This window comes from Klebsiella sp. MBT K-1 (assembly GCF_002556465.1).
Classification (GTDB): Bacteria; Pseudomonadota; Gammaproteobacteria; order Enterobacterales; family Enterobacteriaceae; genus Klebsiella; species Klebsiella grimontii.
The window spans coordinates 129,200-142,672 of sequence record NZ_PDEL01000004.1; the positions used below are offsets into that span (position 1 = coordinate 129,200).

The window sequence follows — 13,473 nt, forward strand, 5'->3', positions numbered from 1 at the left end:
GCCCCCCTCGCGTAGCTGCTTGGCGTAGTAGTCACGCAGCGCGCCGGCGGAAACGGAAATAAGCGTGTCAAAATCACAAACAACCGTATCGCCGTTGTGCTGTTCTGAATTTGCGATCACCTTAAGGGCACTAACCAGCGGTGCTGCAGCATCAGCCTTAATCCCGGCTACGATGCGATCGGTGGCTGGGGTTTTACGAGCTTGAAACTTGGCGTCCAACTCAATAAAACCAGTGTTTGGATGGTTAATTCTTGCATCAAGTGCATCATCGAATTCGTTGCACTCAAGCTCAGTGAGTTCCTCCCAACTCAACAATCCAGATTCATTATCTGATCCGAACATGTCCCTTTCTCTGATAAAACGATAACGCTGAGCATCCTTCGATAGCGCCACATTCTCCGCAGCCAACTGCTTAAACGCTTTCGCCAGCTTCAGGAACTTCTGCTCTCTGATCGACAGCTCGCCTGCGCTCTCAAGGGAGGCGATGAGCTCGTTTACTGCCTGTAGTGTGATAGTCATGCTGATGCTCTCCCGTAAACAGCCAGTACCCGCTTCATCGCCGGGCTTTGCCGACACTCGTTGAAAATCTGGTTGGTGCTCTTTCTGCCTGTAATTTCTTCTTCAGTGGCCAGCCGGTAGTAAACCGTCCGCCATACCCGAGCTTCAGCTACCAGCACGCCCTGTTTTGCCAGGATATTCGCAGCCTGGTTGATGCAGGTATGCGTCATTCCTGAAGCCGCGGCGACATCAGGCGAGCAGCAGGTTTTATGCGTTTTCAGGTAGTTCAGAATTGCGTCTTTGCCAGTCATGACCGATTCTCCCGATAGCTGTCCCAGGTAAACGAAATCGTGCAGCCGCCGCCGTCGTTCATGCGGTCGATGACGCGCTCACCGATAAACTGCGTCAGCTCATCCTTCGGGAGGTTGCTGATCAGGATCGTCGGCTTCAGGCGCTCGTAGCGGGTGTTGATGATTTCAAACATGATCATCTTCTCGGCTTCGCTGCCGAACTGAATGCCTACCTCGTCGATAATCAGCAGGTCCGGCTTGGTGAAGAAGCGGATCACGTCTTCCTCGGAGCGGGTCGCCGTCTTTGACCAGGTGGATTTAAACTCCCGGGCGATTTTCAGCGCAGTGGTGAACACGACCGGACTCTGGTGCTCTGCGATAACGCTTTTCGCAATGGCAAAGGCCAGGTGGTTTTTCCCCGTGCCGGGTTTGCCGCACATAACCAGGCCGCCACCGTTCTTCCGGCGATCTGGCCAGCGGCTGGCGTACGCTCGGCAGACTTTCAGCGCCCGCGCCGCTTCTTCGCTCACCGGCTGGTAGTTATCCAGAGTGCAGGCTTCGAACCGGGCCGGGACCTTGAGCTCCAGCATCAGGCGTTCAACATTCGCAGTGCGAGTTCTGTCATCCGTTTTAGCCTTCTCGTTTCGCAGGAAAACGAGCTCATCTTTCAGGCATCCCGGGCAGCTTGTCGGCGCCCCTGGCAGACGGACAAGGCCAGTTGATACGCGCTGGCGTTGCTCATAGTCACCGTGCTTTTCGCAGACCACTAACTGCTTAATGACTTCAGTGTTTGGGATGTCCAGCGCCGGCTGTGACAGCTCCTGCAGCTGTTTTTCGACCAGGGTGATTCGTTCGTCCAGGTTCATTGTTGATCCCTCATCCAGTCCGGAAGTTCGGTTTTTCCGTAGTCTTTGTCAGCGAATCGCTCGGTGACACGTGACTCCTGTCGGCGTTGCGGTCTGGCGCCTTTCGGCTCAAACAGGCCTTGCCAGCCATTAGCGATGCTCTGGTTAATAATTTCGTCAGGGGAGTAACCGTTCAGCCGGCAGCGGTCCAGCAGGTTGATAGCCTGGGTAACTGTCTGCTGAGACTTAATCGGCTTTTTCAGGTCACGACGGTATGCCACCCATGACGACCAGATTTCTGCAGAAAGCCAGTCAGGCAACTGAACAGCTGATGCATCGAACGAAACCGCCCGGGGGGATTTAGGGGGGTTATTAATATTGTCTTTATTGTCTTTTGTAATAGTGTCTTTTGTGTGTCCCTGTTCTGGTGACATCGCTGTAACCGTTTTGGTGACACTTTTTGTCACCGCCATAGGGACACTGTCACCACCGTGGTGACTGTCACTATCGTGGTGACAGTCTGCGTCACCACCGTAGTTACACTGAGGTCCCTTCTTGGTTTCAGGTAAAGCCCACTCATGGAGGTTTTTGTTAGGGCCAATGAGATCACCCTCTTCAACCAGAACATGCATTGAGAGAAGCTCTTTTTTGGCAACGTTGACCTTCTGACGTGGCAGCCTGGTCATCTTCGCGATCTGAGTGTCAGCGATACGGTCCATTTTTTTATTGAACCCGTAGGTTTTCCGGCAGTATGCATGAGCTACCTTGGCCTGATTTTTGGTCAGGTTCGCACCGATAAGCTCTTCATAAAGCTCGTTCGCCAGACGGGTGTAACCATCGTCTGTGTCGGCCACACGTTGCTCCTGTATCCCCATATCGGCCATGGGGAAGTTGAGTATTTCTGCGGTGTTCATGCTTCACTCTCCCAGCCGGCCTCTTTCAGGAATTCGCGATAGTTGTCCAGGATGGCGCGCGCATCAGCTGGAAGTTCAATGTCAGTCTGATCAGCGACTATCTGGAGAAACTGGCGCGCCTTTGCTGCGCTAAACTGCGGCAGCGCCGCGCTGCGGGTTAATTTCGATTTACCCGATGCTCTGGCCTTATCCATCTGGCGAACAGCTACAGAGGCCGCCTGGGGGCCGTGCTCGCGGGATAGTGCAACCGCGGTTGTCGGGGATACTTCGCCGGCACGAACCATGCTGATCAGCTCTTCTCCGCAGGTCAGCAAATGCAGGTGATAGTCGACGTCGGACAGAGAACGCTTAACCTTCTTCGCGATCTCATCCGGCTCCCACCCCTGATTTCTCAAACGCTGATATGCAGCTGCGCGTTCCAGAGCAGTGAGAGGCTTGCCCTGGTTCCGGGTAACCATGAAGGCGATCCGGTCAGCTTCGTTCCCGACGAAGTCTTTGCACTCAAGACGGATGATGTCAGCCCCTGATTTCGTCGCTTCAATGGCGCCGAAATAGCGGTGGTGACCGTCGATTACCTTCACGCCCTTCTCGGTAACCTGGACGTCCAGCGGCGGAACCGACTCGCCGGCGATAAACGCATCGCGGAACTCAGCGACGTGATCCTGGTCGATTTCGCGGATATTCAGTCCGGGTTCGACGTACAGCTCTTTCAGGGGAACGATAAACGTCCTGTTCACCTTGATGCCGGTTCCGTTTTTATCTTTTTGGTTGTAATGCTGGTAAAGTGAACTCATAATTACTCCTGTGAATTGATCCAGTTAATTCGCGAAGAAAGCCGTTAGTGTTTGCCCACTGCGGCTTTCCCTTCAAATCCAACATATCCTTCGTGCATTCTTTGCTTCGCAGCCAGATAGCAATTAATGGCCTCCTGTTTATCCAGAAATTCACCCAGTTGAATCATTCGTCCGCTCACTGATATGCGCGCAGCCCACTTCCCTGTTTTCTTGTTCTGCAGAATCCCAGGGTGCCCACTGGTGTTATGTTTTGGCTTTCTGGAGTTCTGCATGTTTACCGCATGAGTAACCAGGCGAAGATTGCTCCATTTGTTGTCAGAGCGATTTCCGTTGATATGGTCAACCTCTAGGTCGCCAGGTGGCAGCTCACCAGTCATGAAGTAAAACGCCAACCTATGCGCCTGAAATCCCATACCAAACATCATGATGCGCACATAACCTTGCTTATTAACGGTTCCCGCCTTATCACCTACCTTGAAGCGGTGACCGATTACTCTTATCCGGCTAAATTCGCCCGTCTCAGGGTCATATTTCAAAAATTCCGGTATGCGTTTTAAGTTTTGCTCTGAAAAGTTCTTAATTGCCCTCATGCCTCAAAGTCCCCCTTCTCTCCCGTTCGGTTAGAAATCAGGATGGCCAGCAGCAACGACATGTTCGGCAGCAGGCTTTCCCGCCAGCGACTTACCGTCGACTTATTCACCCCGGCCACTTTGGCGATATTCGTGGTTCCCAGTTCTGCTATCTGGCTGTGCAACCAGCTTTCTATCCTGCGAGCCTCCACTTTGTTGCGTGTCGTTGAACTCTCCATTTGTGATACTTCCTCTGGTGTTGTTTGGAATGGCCGCCGGTCAGGCGGCGCTATTGTTTGGTGGCGGAAAAATGGAAGGCAGATCAGGGCGAAACTCATGCGCCTTAATCTCTCCATTTACGGCCGCAACAAGGTCGGGAACATGCACAGGAGAAATCCTCTTTTTCCCGTTTAGCCAGTCGCAGATCGTCGACTGCGCTTTGCCGCATCGCTTGGCCAATTCTTTCTGACTGCCGGCGATGGAAATCGCTTTTTCTACTGCGGGGTTTTTCATAATCACCTCAGCTATTGGTTTTTGATGATTATGGTTATCGCAAAAGAGATTGTCAATCGCCTATGCGATTTTTTGCTAAGTAATCGCTGTGGCGATAGGATTAAAGGAGTTACTTTGAGGAGGTGTTATGGATTTCTCTGAGCGTCTTGCTCGAGCAATGTCATTAGCTGGGTATACGCAAGGCAGGCTTGCCAAAGCGGTTGGCATGGCGCAGTCGAGCGTGAACAAGCTGCTTAATGGCGCCAACGGATCTCGCAAGACAGTGGAAATAGCATCAGTGTTAGGTGTGCGTCCTGAATGGCTATCCACTGGCGCAGGTGAAATGCTTGCTGATTCCATACAGATTACGCAAGTGCAGACGCCAGTAACACCGCAAAATGGCATTTATCGTGTGGATGTCCTCGATGTAAAAGCCAGTGCAGGACCAGGTGCGCTTATCACGAACGATTTCATAGAGACGATTCGTGCGATCGAATACACATCGGAGCAGGCCAGATCTCTATTTGGCAATCGACCAGCTCATCACATAAAAGTAATCACCGTTACCGGTGATAGCATGGATACGACGATCTCACCCGGTGATGAAATTTTCGTAGACATCAGCGTTACCCATTTTGATAGTGATGGCGTTTACGTGTTTGTTTTTGGAAAAACCCTTCACGTCAAGCGCTTGCAGATGCAAAGGGACCGACTGGCCGTAATTTCAGATAACCCTATCTATGAAAAATGGTACGTAGAGCCAGGTGATGAAGACCAGTTCTACGTTATGGCCAGAGTCCTTCTCAGACAATCCATCGAATATAAACGATTCGCATAACCCGCTTCGGCGGGTTTTTTATCGCCTGCCGCCGTTAAACCATTCGTAAAAACGCCTGCCTAATTTTTTTTCTTAAAATAATCACTTTAATAATCACGCGCTTATCACTTTTCCGATTATTAATATCGTTTAAGCGATTGACCCAATCAATCGCCTTGGCTATTATCAATCCATCCAAACAACACCGGCAACGCCGGGTAATCGTAACAACGCTCAGCTGGCCGGCTTTAAGGCAAAGGTGAAGAGATGACATCAGTAAGATTGACGAATGCTTTACGCGAACAGATCGCTAAAAACGCGCTGGCAAAATCAGGGGTTATCACCGCTATTGAATCCCTTGACCTTAAACGCCAGGAAGTTGCAAGAGATGCTCGCATCGCTGCTTTTGGCGGCAAAGAAAAGGCCGACAAGGTCGATAAGCAATATGAAAAGCTTGAGAAATTAGAGGCAGAGCTTCGCAGTGCTGGCGCTTCGCTTCACATTTCCGGCAATCCGCAAAGCTCAATCAACATTGCAATTTCCGGTCGTCGTCTTGGCTGGTGCTCATACGGAAGAACCAGCGAAGGAAAAGAAATTTTTCTGGTTACTCCAAACCGTGATCTGTGTCTCTTTGGTGCCGAGCATGAAATTACCAAGCGGTTTGATTCAATTATCGACGAAGAGCAAAAGCTCAATTCCAGAAAAAAAGAAATTGAGGCGACTGTTTGGGCTGCTCTGAAATCCGTTACTACCCTGAGTCGCCTTGTAGAAGTATGGCCTGAAAGCAAAGAGCTTATACCTGAAAACGTTGACAGCGCCAAAGCTGCCCTTCCTGCGCTGAAGGTTGAGGACCTCAACCGGTTAATTGGTCTTCCAACTGAATCGGTAGAAGGCTAGCTCTTCTCTTCATGTGTTAAGGAGTGGCAAATGATCCGCGAAGAAGACAAGCCTGCATGGCGTAATTTTTGGTTAAAGGTCGTTCCGTTTTTGGTTGCAGTCCTCGTAGTTAGCATTCAGTGCTGGGGTGGAAAATGAGCAAACAAGGCATTCGTTCACTGATTTACTGCCTGCTGGTCTGCGGCTTTATCTGGGCAGCGGCGATTATCAAAATTCTGCACGTTACGGGGGTGTTCAATGGTTAGTCATCATTACGGGACACAGACCGTTAACCGCGGCGCCGTTCTGCCAGGGATGCTCGTTAAGCATCGGGAAAGTACCTGGACAGCATCAGCAAATAAACGCGGCCGCCTGTACCTGCATCGCGGGATTGAGCGGACTTACACAACCGATTTACTGGTTGAGGTTTATCTGAACGGGATTGGGCATGCTCTGAGCAATGGAGGTAAATGTGGAAATTAAAACCCCATCAAATCCAAGCAGAAAGGCAACAGCGAGAGTTAAAAATCCATTGCCAGTTCCGACGATATGCCATTTATGCGATAGCCGGATAAAGATAGCGACTCACGAAGAGGTATATGGCCGGAATTATAGCGACTGGCCTTATATGTACCTCTGCGAAGGATGCGGGGCATATGTAGGCCTTCATCCATTTACAGCAATCCCATTAGGGACGCTCGCGGATAAAAGAACCCGTGAAGCCAGAAAGCTCTGCAAAGAACCGTTTGAAAGGATCTGGAGAACTGGCGTGATGTCACGTTCTGAGGCGTATGAGTGGCTTGCGTCCAAGATGGGTATTACGCAGCAAGAATGCCATTTTGGCTGGTTCACAGCAGAACAGTGCAATTTGGCAATGGCCCATTGCAACGACTTTTTTAAACGATAAACAGCAAATTCAAACTTCAGGCAGCCATTACGGTGCCGGGCGTTTCACAACCAAATTTCAGGAGAAACCATGAGCGAAATAATGGATTTAGTCGTCATCGAGAAAAAGAACGCGATGGCGGTTTTCACCAATAACGACCAGCTCGACCCGCTTATCGAAGCGATCGAAAAAGAGGCTCGCAGCCTGGTGCCGGACGTGACCACCAAAAAAGGCCGTGACGCTATCGCATCCATGGCTCACAAGGTCGCGCGCTCTAAAACTTACATCGACAACGCAGGTAAAGACCTGGTCGCTGAGCTGAAGGCTCTGCCAAAGCAAATCGACGAAAGCCGCCGCGTTGCCCGCGAACGTCTCGATGCGCTGAAAGATGAAGTGCGGCGGCCGCTGACTGAATGGGAGGCAGAGCAGGAGCGAATTAAGGCCGAAGAAGCCATGAACGCGATGCACGCCGAAGCGCTGGAAATGAACATCAAGTTTGATCAGGAGTTGGCGGCCAAGTTCGAAGCGGACCACGAAATGGCCCTGCTGATGGATAAAGATATTGACCGCGAACGCGCAGATAAAGCAGCCGAAGCCGAACGCCAGCGCATTGCCCGCGAAGAAGAGATTAAGCGCCAGGCGGAAGAGAAAGCCAAACGTGAAGCAGCTGAAAAGGCACAGCGTGAAATTGACGCTGCGGCCGCCAGAGAGCGCGAGGCGATTTTGGCAAAAGAGCGCGCAGAACGTGAGCGCATTGAATCTCAGCAGCGGGCCGAGCGCGAACAGCGAGAAGCAGCTGAACGTGCTGAGCGTGAAAAACAGGCCGCCGTGGAGGCAGAGCGCCGCAAGGCTCAGGAAGAAGCTGACCGCATCCGCCGAGAGGCAGAGCAGCGTGAACAGGCTCGACTGGCCGAAGAGAAGCGCAAAGCCGAAGAAGAAGCGCGCCGCGCCGCTGATGTTGAGCATCGCCGCGGAATAAATACAGCAGCGGTACAGGCTCTTATCAATCAGGGCATCCCTCATGAATGGGCTAAAGCCTGCATCATTGCTGTATCTCTCGGGAAAGTCCCGGCTACAACCATCAAATACTGAGGTGGTTATGAACGCATACCGCGCATATGACGTGATCGAAGAGCGTAAGTGGGCCAAGCAAACGCTCACCGAAGAGAAGCAAAAATGGATTGACGATCGGGCGCAGGAAATTATCGACGCCCTGCCGAAAGAGCCGTCAGGCCTATTCCGCTTCTCTGTGCCGATGGACAAAAGCCCATACGAAGGCCTCCGCAGCGATGCGGCTGGCGAGGCATATAACGATCTCATCTCGGCAGTAGCTTACGCCCAGGCGGAATACGACTGGGATCACCGCACCGGCTGCCCGTTTTAACTTTGGGGAATAGCAATGGCTAACGAACTTGTGATTACAGCCAGCTCTCTTGCTGAGCGAGGCATTGACGGCGCCACCTGGAGCGCCCTCAAAAACAGTATTTACCCTGGCGCAAAGGATGAGTCGGTGATGATGGCGCTCGACTACTGCCGGGCCAGAAACCTCGATCCGCTTCTGAAGCCCGTTCATCTGGTGCCAATGAGCGTTAAGGACTCGAAGTCGGGTAAAAGCGAGTGGCGTGATGTGGTTATGCCTGGCATCGGGCTTTATCGGATTCAGGCCGATCGCTCCGGTGATTACGCTGGAGCCAAAGAACCAGAGTTCGGACCGGACGTCACTCTGACGCTTACTGGTGTTGAGGTGACAGTCCCTCAATGGTGCAAGTACACAGTCAGCAAGCGCATGCCGAGCGGGGAAATCGTCGAATTCAGCGCGAAAGAATACTGGGTTGAAAACTACGCCACCGCCGGCCGTGACACTACCGCGCCAAACGCAATGTGGAAAAAGCGCCCTTATGGCCAGCTAGCGAAATGTGCCGAGGCTCAGGCTCTGCGTAAGGCGTGGCCCGAAATTGGCCAGCAGCCCACCGCCGAAGAGATGGAAGGTAAAACGCTGGAAGTGGATGCGCGTGACGTTACTCCGCGCAGCGCTACAGAGGCGCTCCCTCTGGCGGCCAGCGATGAAACGCTGCAGGCAATCACTGACCTCTTATCGTCACTGAATAAGGACTGGGATCAGGACTTCCTGCCTCTGTGCAGCAACATCTTCAAGCGTGACATTTTCCAGGCATCACAGCTCACCGAAGAAGAAGCACAGAAAGGCTTTAGCTTCCTCCAGAAAAAAGCGCAGGTGGCAGCATGAACGCCAATCCACTTATGCCCGGTGAAAAATATGGGCACTTAACCGTCAAAGAATACTCGCACATGCTGAGAGGTAGAAGGATGTATCTATGCCTTTGTGTGTGCGGTAATTCCTGCTATAGAGCCGCAAATCAGCTTAAAAACAATTCAATAAGCAGCTGCGGATGCATGACAGGAAAAAAAGCCACTCACGGCCAGCGCAATACCCGCGTTTACAGGATTTGGAGCGGAATGAAAAACCGCTGCACGAACCCGAACAACAAAGACTTCGAAAAATACAGTAAGCGCGGTATCTGCGAAAGATGGCTGACGTTCGAGCTATTTCTTGAAGATATGGGACCACCTCCTACGCCTAAGCATCAGCTAGATCGGAAGAACAATGAAGGCCCGTATTCAAAAGACAATTGCAGATGGGCAACGGTTACCAAGCAGGCGGAAAACAGAAGTACATCGTTTTACTGGTTTATTGATGGGTTGCGTTTTGAAAGCGCCGGATCCGCTGCGAATCATTTTGGCGTGAAATCAGCAACCATCCACAAATGGTGCCATGGCTACAACGATAGAGGGATTAATATCCCGCCAAGAGCCAACTGCCGAAAGGAGAGGAAATATGGATAACAGGTGGCTCATTAAATTTGAGCAAATATTTGGGCCAATTGCACAAATTGAGCAAGGCAGCGAGACATGGGCAAGGGCGAGACTCGGAGTTATTACTGCTTCTGACGCTCACAACGTCATTTCTAAGCCCAAGTCAGGCAAGAAGTGGACTGACATGAAAATGTCTTATTTCCACACGCTGCTCGCAGAGGTTTGCACCGGCGCAGCGCCGGAGGTTAACGCCAAGGCTCTGGCATGGGGGAAACAGTACGAGGACGACGCCCGCACACTGTTTGAGTTCACCACTGACGTACAGGTAACCGAGTCGCCGATCCTCTTCCGCGACGAAGGAATGCGCACCGCCTGCTCACCTGATGGCCTGTGCAGTGATGGCCGCGGCCTTGAGCTGAAGTGCCCTTTCACCTCTCGCGACTTCATGAAATTCCGGCTTGGCGGCTTCGAGGCTATCAAATCCGCCTACATGGCCCAGGTGCAATTCAGCATGTGGGTAACCGGGAAGGATGCCTGGTACTTCGCGAATTATGACCCTCGCATGAAGCGAGAAGGCATTCACCACGTGGTTGTTGAGCGCGACGACAAATACATGTCCGACTTCAACGAAATGGTGCCGGAGTTCATCGAGAAGATGGACGAATCGCTGGCGGAGATCGGCTTCACCTTCGGGGAGCAGTGGAAATGAAAACTCACCACGACGGTATCACCGTTGGCAGTATCACCCTTCCCTATTCCATCAATCGCCGGGGATGGATCGCCCCAAGCGGCGACGTTATCAAAAACCCATTAAAGGCTCAGCGTCTGGCTGAGCTGATGAACAGCAAGAAGGTGGTGGCATGAGTAACGAAGCGATGAAAATGGCATTAGCAAAGCAGTTAACTATTGCCCTGCAAAACCTCGGGGCGCCTGTTGAATTGCTCTGCATTGTTGGTAGTTACGGGGATACCCAGACTGACGCTGACACTCTTGAAATGCTCGAACAATACAACGATAGCGGAACCTGCATGGATGTGATTATCGCTCCTGAGTTTACATGGAAGCCAAATTCTGGCGGTGAAGCATGAGCAGAAAATACTCTCTGATTTACGCCGATCCGCCATGGGCTTATGGGAACACAATCAGCAACGGCGCCGCAGTGGACCACTACTCGACGATGCGACTCATCGACCTGAAGCGTCTGCCTGTGTGGGAACTGGCTGCCGAAAACGCGGTGCTGGCAATGTGGTACACGGGCACCCACAACCAGGAGGCGATCGAGTTAGCCGAAGCCTGGGGTTTTACGGTGCGCACGATGAAGGGCTTCACCTGGGTGAAGCTGAATCAATTGGCCGAGCTGCGCATTACCAAGGCTCTGGCAGAGGGAGAGGTCGCCGACTTTTACGACTTCCTCGACCTGCTGAATGCCGAGACACGCATGAACGGTGGCAACCACACCCGCGCCAATACTGAAGACGTACTGATCGCCACCCGCGGCGCCGGGCTGGAGCGCAAGCACGCCGGCATTAAGCAGGTGGTCTACAGCCCGCTCGGAGCGCACAGCGAGAAACCGTGGGAAGTTCGGCACCGCCTGGAACTGCTCTACGGCGACGTGCCGCGGATTGAGCTGTTCAGTCGCAGCGCAGCGCCAGGCTGGAGCCATTGGGGAAACCAATGCGCCACCGCTTCCGTTGAGCTGATCCCTGGCTGCGCCATCGACGTTGTGAAGACGGAGGCAGCATGAGCAAAGGAACCATTATCTGCCTGTGCGATTTCACTGGCGTCATGGCTGAGCCATGGGTCGAAGCAGGTTATCGTGCCGTTCTGGTGGACCCGCAGCACCTTGAGACTTCGATCGACGGTCCCATTGAGCGCATATCGGCAACCATCCTTGAGGCTATGCCGCGGCTTTCTCAAATTATTCGCACCGAGAACATCGTTATGGTCATTGGTTTTCCGCCGTGCACTCACGTTGCGGTATCGGGCTCCCGGTGGTTCGAGGCTAAACGGGCCAAAGACCCACATTTCCAGGCCAAGGCCGCACTGGTCGCTGAGCAATGCCGCATGATTGGAATGGTGACAGGTTGCCCGTGGGCATTCGAAAACCCGGTGAGTGTGTTCAGCAGCATCTTTGGCTCGGCCGATTACACATTCCATCCGTACCAGTTCACCGGGCTGTGCGGGGATGACAACTACACGAAGCAGACATGCCTCTGGACGGGTAACGGCTTCAAGGCGCCGGCAGAGAATATGCACCCGATGGTTGAAGCGGCTATCGACGTCGTGAGGCTGGCCTGCGGCCGCATGGTGCCGAAGAAAAAGGCGATCGAGGCCATATCCGGAACGTCCTTTGCCGGATTGGTGACTGACTGGTATCCGGACAACCGAATTCACGAATGCCCGCCCAGCGACGAGCGCGCCAACATTCGTAGTGCAACTCCTCTTGGATTTGCAAAGGCGGTTTTCCTTTCGAATGCACCCCACCTAAACGGGAAGCGGGAGGCTGCATGACGCCAGAAGAAAAAGAAAACGCTCTCCGCGCGCAGGCTCGTCGCTGCGCAGAAGAGCTAACCAAAGCGATGAGCGCAAAGCCCAAACCGAAGTGGAACGCTGTATGCCCCCCCATCCTTCGCAAGCACTACGAGAAGGTCCGGCCGATGGGTGTCAGCCTGGTGAAATTTGTCAGTGTTATTGGCCGCATGAATGGGCGGTATGGAGTGGAATCATGAAAGAACATGGAATGATTTTTAACGGGGAAATGGTGCGGGCGCTGCTCGACGGCCGGAAGACGCAGACCCGGCGGCCTATCAAATGGAAACAGACTCGGTTCACTGAAATTGGTGAGCGCGAAGACGGTAGCAAATGGCCGTGGAGCGAAGATGCAGAGCATGCTTGCGACTTCTGGCACCCATGCCCGTTCGGCGCCGTCGGCGACCGTATCTGGGTACGCGAGACGTTTCAGGGGCCGCTGTTCGACTACGACCTAATGGATAGCTATTGCAAAGACCCCACTCCGTTTGAGAAGCCCGAATTCTGCGTTTACAAGGCTGATGGAGTGCCAGCGCCAGAGTTTTACGATGCAGATGATGAACTGCATTGCAGCTGGCGACCATCTATTCACATGCCGCGCTGGGCCTGCCGCATTCTGCTGGAAATCACCGACGTACGGGTCGAGAGACTGAACGCTATCAGCGAAGAGGACGCACAAAGCGAGGGCGTTCATACCGAGGTATGGGACCAGACAGTAGTCGCAAGGAATTACGCGGCAATTGATGAGTTTTTCCAATTTTGGACCGAGGACATGCCCCACTACGTAGAAATGAATCAACTGTATCGGTCCTCATTCAGAAGCCTGTGGGAATCCATCTATGGCGCCGAAAACTGGCAAGCCAACCCCTTGGTTTGGGTTATCGAGTTCAAGCGCGTTCAAGGTGGTGCAGCATGAGCGCAGAACTCATCGATCAGGCCAACGAGCTGGCAGAGCGCCGGCTTGAGCTGACCATCCAAAACATGCGCATCAACCATAACGCTGTTTCGTCCACTCACTGTTGTGATTGCGGTGACGAGATACCCACGCGGCGCCGGGAGCTGGTTGCGGGCTGTCAGCGCTGCGCTGACTGTCAGGAAGAAGAGGAATTGCGCGGTAAGCATCGGAGGTGA

At 52.9% G+C, this 13,473-nt stretch carries 24 protein-coding genes and 1 pseudogene; 17 read left to right on the plus strand and 8 right to left on the minus strand.

Translation table 11 applies throughout. The annotated features are described in order from the left end of the window. Window positions 1–150: 150 nt before the first annotated feature. The 8 genes and pseudogenes from CMQ96_RS28850 to CMQ96_RS07190 form a co-directional block, all read right to left on the minus strand. Window positions 151–519 (minus strand): annotated as a pseudogene (locus tag CMQ96_RS28850) (hypothetical protein); the annotation flags it as partial. Further along, window positions 516–809, minus strand: coding sequence for a protein ren (locus CMQ96_RS07160; RefSeq protein WP_098066464.1), 294 nt, complete (start codon window positions 807–809; stop codon window positions 516–518). The gene CMQ96_RS07160 and the pseudogene CMQ96_RS28850, both read right to left, overlap by 4 nt. Next, window positions 806–1,654 carry an ATP-binding protein gene (locus CMQ96_RS07165; RefSeq protein ID WP_098066466.1) on the minus strand — a complete coding sequence of 283 codons (849 nt, stop codon included), beginning with the start codon at window positions 1,652–1,654 and terminating at the stop codon, window positions 806–808. The genes CMQ96_RS07160 and CMQ96_RS07165 overlap by 4 nt, the downstream gene beginning before the upstream one ends. Further along, window positions 1,651–2,547, minus strand: coding sequence for a replication protein (locus CMQ96_RS07170; protein ID WP_098066468.1), 897 nt, complete (start codon window positions 2,545–2,547; stop codon window positions 1,651–1,653). Before CMQ96_RS07170 ends, CMQ96_RS07165 begins: the two co-directional genes overlap by 4 nt. Continuing rightward, entirely contained in the window at window positions 2,544–3,341 is a 798-nt protein-coding gene (locus tag CMQ96_RS07175) for a DNA-binding protein (RefSeq protein WP_098066470.1), read from the minus strand. Before CMQ96_RS07175 ends, CMQ96_RS07170 begins: the two co-directional genes overlap by 4 nt. A gap of 44 nt (window positions 3,342–3,385) precedes the next feature. After that, window positions 3,386–3,931: an HNH endonuclease signature motif containing protein gene (locus CMQ96_RS07180; RefSeq protein ID WP_098066472.1), complete on the minus strand. Its 546-nt coding sequence runs from the start codon at window positions 3,929–3,931 to the stop codon at window positions 3,386–3,388. Further along, entirely contained in the window at window positions 3,928–4,149 is a 222-nt protein-coding gene (locus CMQ96_RS07185) for a CII family transcriptional regulator (RefSeq protein ID WP_004178813.1), read from the minus strand. The genes CMQ96_RS07180 and CMQ96_RS07185 overlap by 4 nt, the downstream gene beginning before the upstream one ends. A gap of 40 nt (window positions 4,150–4,189) precedes the next feature. After that, the gene (locus tag CMQ96_RS07190; RefSeq protein WP_047684213.1) at window positions 4,190–4,423 is read right to left on the minus strand and encodes a helix-turn-helix domain-containing protein; all 234 of its coding nucleotides are present in this window, start codon (window positions 4,421–4,423) and stop codon (window positions 4,190–4,192) included. 127 nt (window positions 4,424–4,550) lie between these two features. On the opposite strand from CMQ96_RS07190, the gene CMQ96_RS07195 reads away from it, so the two are divergent. From CMQ96_RS07195 to CMQ96_RS07270, 17 genes are all read left to right on the plus strand, one after another. Further along, on the plus strand, window positions 4,551–5,240 hold the full coding sequence (locus CMQ96_RS07195) for a helix-turn-helix transcriptional regulator (RefSeq protein ID WP_047684208.1): 690 nt from the start codon (window positions 4,551–4,553) through the stop codon (window positions 5,238–5,240). Window positions 5,241–5,486: 246 nt separating this feature from the next. Then, entirely contained in the window at window positions 5,487–6,116 is a 630-nt protein-coding gene (locus CMQ96_RS28630; protein ID WP_050885296.1) for an Nmad5 family putative nucleotide modification protein, read from the plus strand. 119 nt (window positions 6,117–6,235) lie between these two features. Then, window positions 6,236–6,361 carry a hypothetical protein gene (locus tag CMQ96_RS28635; protein WP_176518981.1) on the plus strand — a complete coding sequence of 42 codons (126 nt, stop codon included), beginning with the start codon at window positions 6,236–6,238 and terminating at the stop codon, window positions 6,359–6,361. Continuing rightward, window positions 6,354–6,578 carry a cell division inhibitor protein gene (locus CMQ96_RS07205; RefSeq protein WP_098066474.1) on the plus strand — a complete coding sequence of 75 codons (225 nt, stop codon included), beginning with the start codon at window positions 6,354–6,356 and terminating at the stop codon, window positions 6,576–6,578. The genes CMQ96_RS28635 and CMQ96_RS07205 overlap by 8 nt, the downstream gene beginning before the upstream one ends. Continuing rightward, the gene (locus tag CMQ96_RS07210) at window positions 6,556–7,002 is read left to right on the plus strand and encodes a zinc-finger-containing protein (RefSeq protein WP_098066476.1); all 447 of its coding nucleotides are present in this window, start codon (window positions 6,556–6,558) and stop codon (window positions 7,000–7,002) included. The genes CMQ96_RS07205 and CMQ96_RS07210 overlap by 23 nt, the downstream gene beginning before the upstream one ends. A 69-nt stretch (window positions 7,003–7,071) precedes the next feature. Further along, the gene (locus tag CMQ96_RS07215; RefSeq protein WP_098066478.1) at window positions 7,072–8,073 is read left to right on the plus strand and encodes a hypothetical protein; all 1,002 of its coding nucleotides are present in this window, start codon (window positions 7,072–7,074) and stop codon (window positions 8,071–8,073) included. Window positions 8,074–8,080: 7 nt separating this feature from the next. Beyond that, window positions 8,081–8,365, plus strand: coding sequence for a host nuclease inhibitor GamL (gamL, locus tag CMQ96_RS07220; RefSeq protein ID WP_098066480.1), 285 nt, complete (start codon window positions 8,081–8,083; stop codon window positions 8,363–8,365). Between the two features lie 15 nt (window positions 8,366–8,380). Continuing rightward, window positions 8,381–9,226: a phage recombination protein Bet gene (bet, locus tag CMQ96_RS07225; protein ID WP_098066482.1), complete on the plus strand. Its 846-nt coding sequence runs from the start codon at window positions 8,381–8,383 to the stop codon at window positions 9,224–9,226. Beyond that, window positions 9,223–9,843 carry a hypothetical protein gene (locus tag CMQ96_RS28305; RefSeq protein WP_141522378.1) on the plus strand — a complete coding sequence of 207 codons (621 nt, stop codon included), beginning with the start codon at window positions 9,223–9,225 and terminating at the stop codon, window positions 9,841–9,843. Before bet ends, CMQ96_RS28305 begins: the two co-directional genes overlap by 4 nt. Continuing rightward, window positions 9,836–10,522, plus strand: coding sequence for a lambda exonuclease family protein (locus tag CMQ96_RS07235; protein ID WP_098066486.1), 687 nt, complete (start codon window positions 9,836–9,838; stop codon window positions 10,520–10,522). Before CMQ96_RS28305 ends, CMQ96_RS07235 begins: the two co-directional genes overlap by 8 nt. After that, window positions 10,519–10,677 carry a DUF1317 family protein gene (locus CMQ96_RS07240; RefSeq protein WP_046878446.1) on the plus strand — a complete coding sequence of 53 codons (159 nt, stop codon included), beginning with the start codon at window positions 10,519–10,521 and terminating at the stop codon, window positions 10,675–10,677. Before CMQ96_RS07235 ends, CMQ96_RS07240 begins: the two co-directional genes overlap by 4 nt. Then, window positions 10,674–10,901: a hypothetical protein gene (locus CMQ96_RS07245; protein ID WP_004135665.1), complete on the plus strand. Its 228-nt coding sequence runs from the start codon at window positions 10,674–10,676 to the stop codon at window positions 10,899–10,901. Before CMQ96_RS07240 ends, CMQ96_RS07245 begins: the two co-directional genes overlap by 4 nt. Continuing rightward, window positions 10,898–11,557, plus strand: coding sequence for an MT-A70 family methyltransferase (locus CMQ96_RS07250; RefSeq protein WP_004135664.1), 660 nt, complete (start codon window positions 10,898–10,900; stop codon window positions 11,555–11,557). Before CMQ96_RS07245 ends, CMQ96_RS07250 begins: the two co-directional genes overlap by 4 nt. Next, complete coding sequence (locus tag CMQ96_RS07255; RefSeq protein WP_082236603.1) at window positions 11,554–12,324, plus strand: dcm methylase; 771 nt, start codon at window positions 11,554–11,556, stop codon at window positions 12,322–12,324. Before CMQ96_RS07250 ends, CMQ96_RS07255 begins: the two co-directional genes overlap by 4 nt. Next, the gene (locus CMQ96_RS07260; RefSeq protein WP_098066488.1) at window positions 12,321–12,542 is read left to right on the plus strand and encodes a hypothetical protein; all 222 of its coding nucleotides are present in this window, start codon (window positions 12,321–12,323) and stop codon (window positions 12,540–12,542) included. The genes CMQ96_RS07255 and CMQ96_RS07260 overlap by 4 nt, the downstream gene beginning before the upstream one ends. Continuing rightward, complete coding sequence (locus CMQ96_RS07265; RefSeq protein WP_098066490.1) at window positions 12,539–13,258, plus strand: hypothetical protein; 720 nt, start codon at window positions 12,539–12,541, stop codon at window positions 13,256–13,258. Before CMQ96_RS07260 ends, CMQ96_RS07265 begins: the two co-directional genes overlap by 4 nt. Continuing rightward, a complete protein-coding gene (locus CMQ96_RS07270; RefSeq protein WP_098066492.1) occupies window positions 13,255–13,473 on the plus strand; it encodes a TraR/DksA family transcriptional regulator in 219 nt (72 codons plus the stop codon). Before CMQ96_RS07265 ends, CMQ96_RS07270 begins: the two co-directional genes overlap by 4 nt.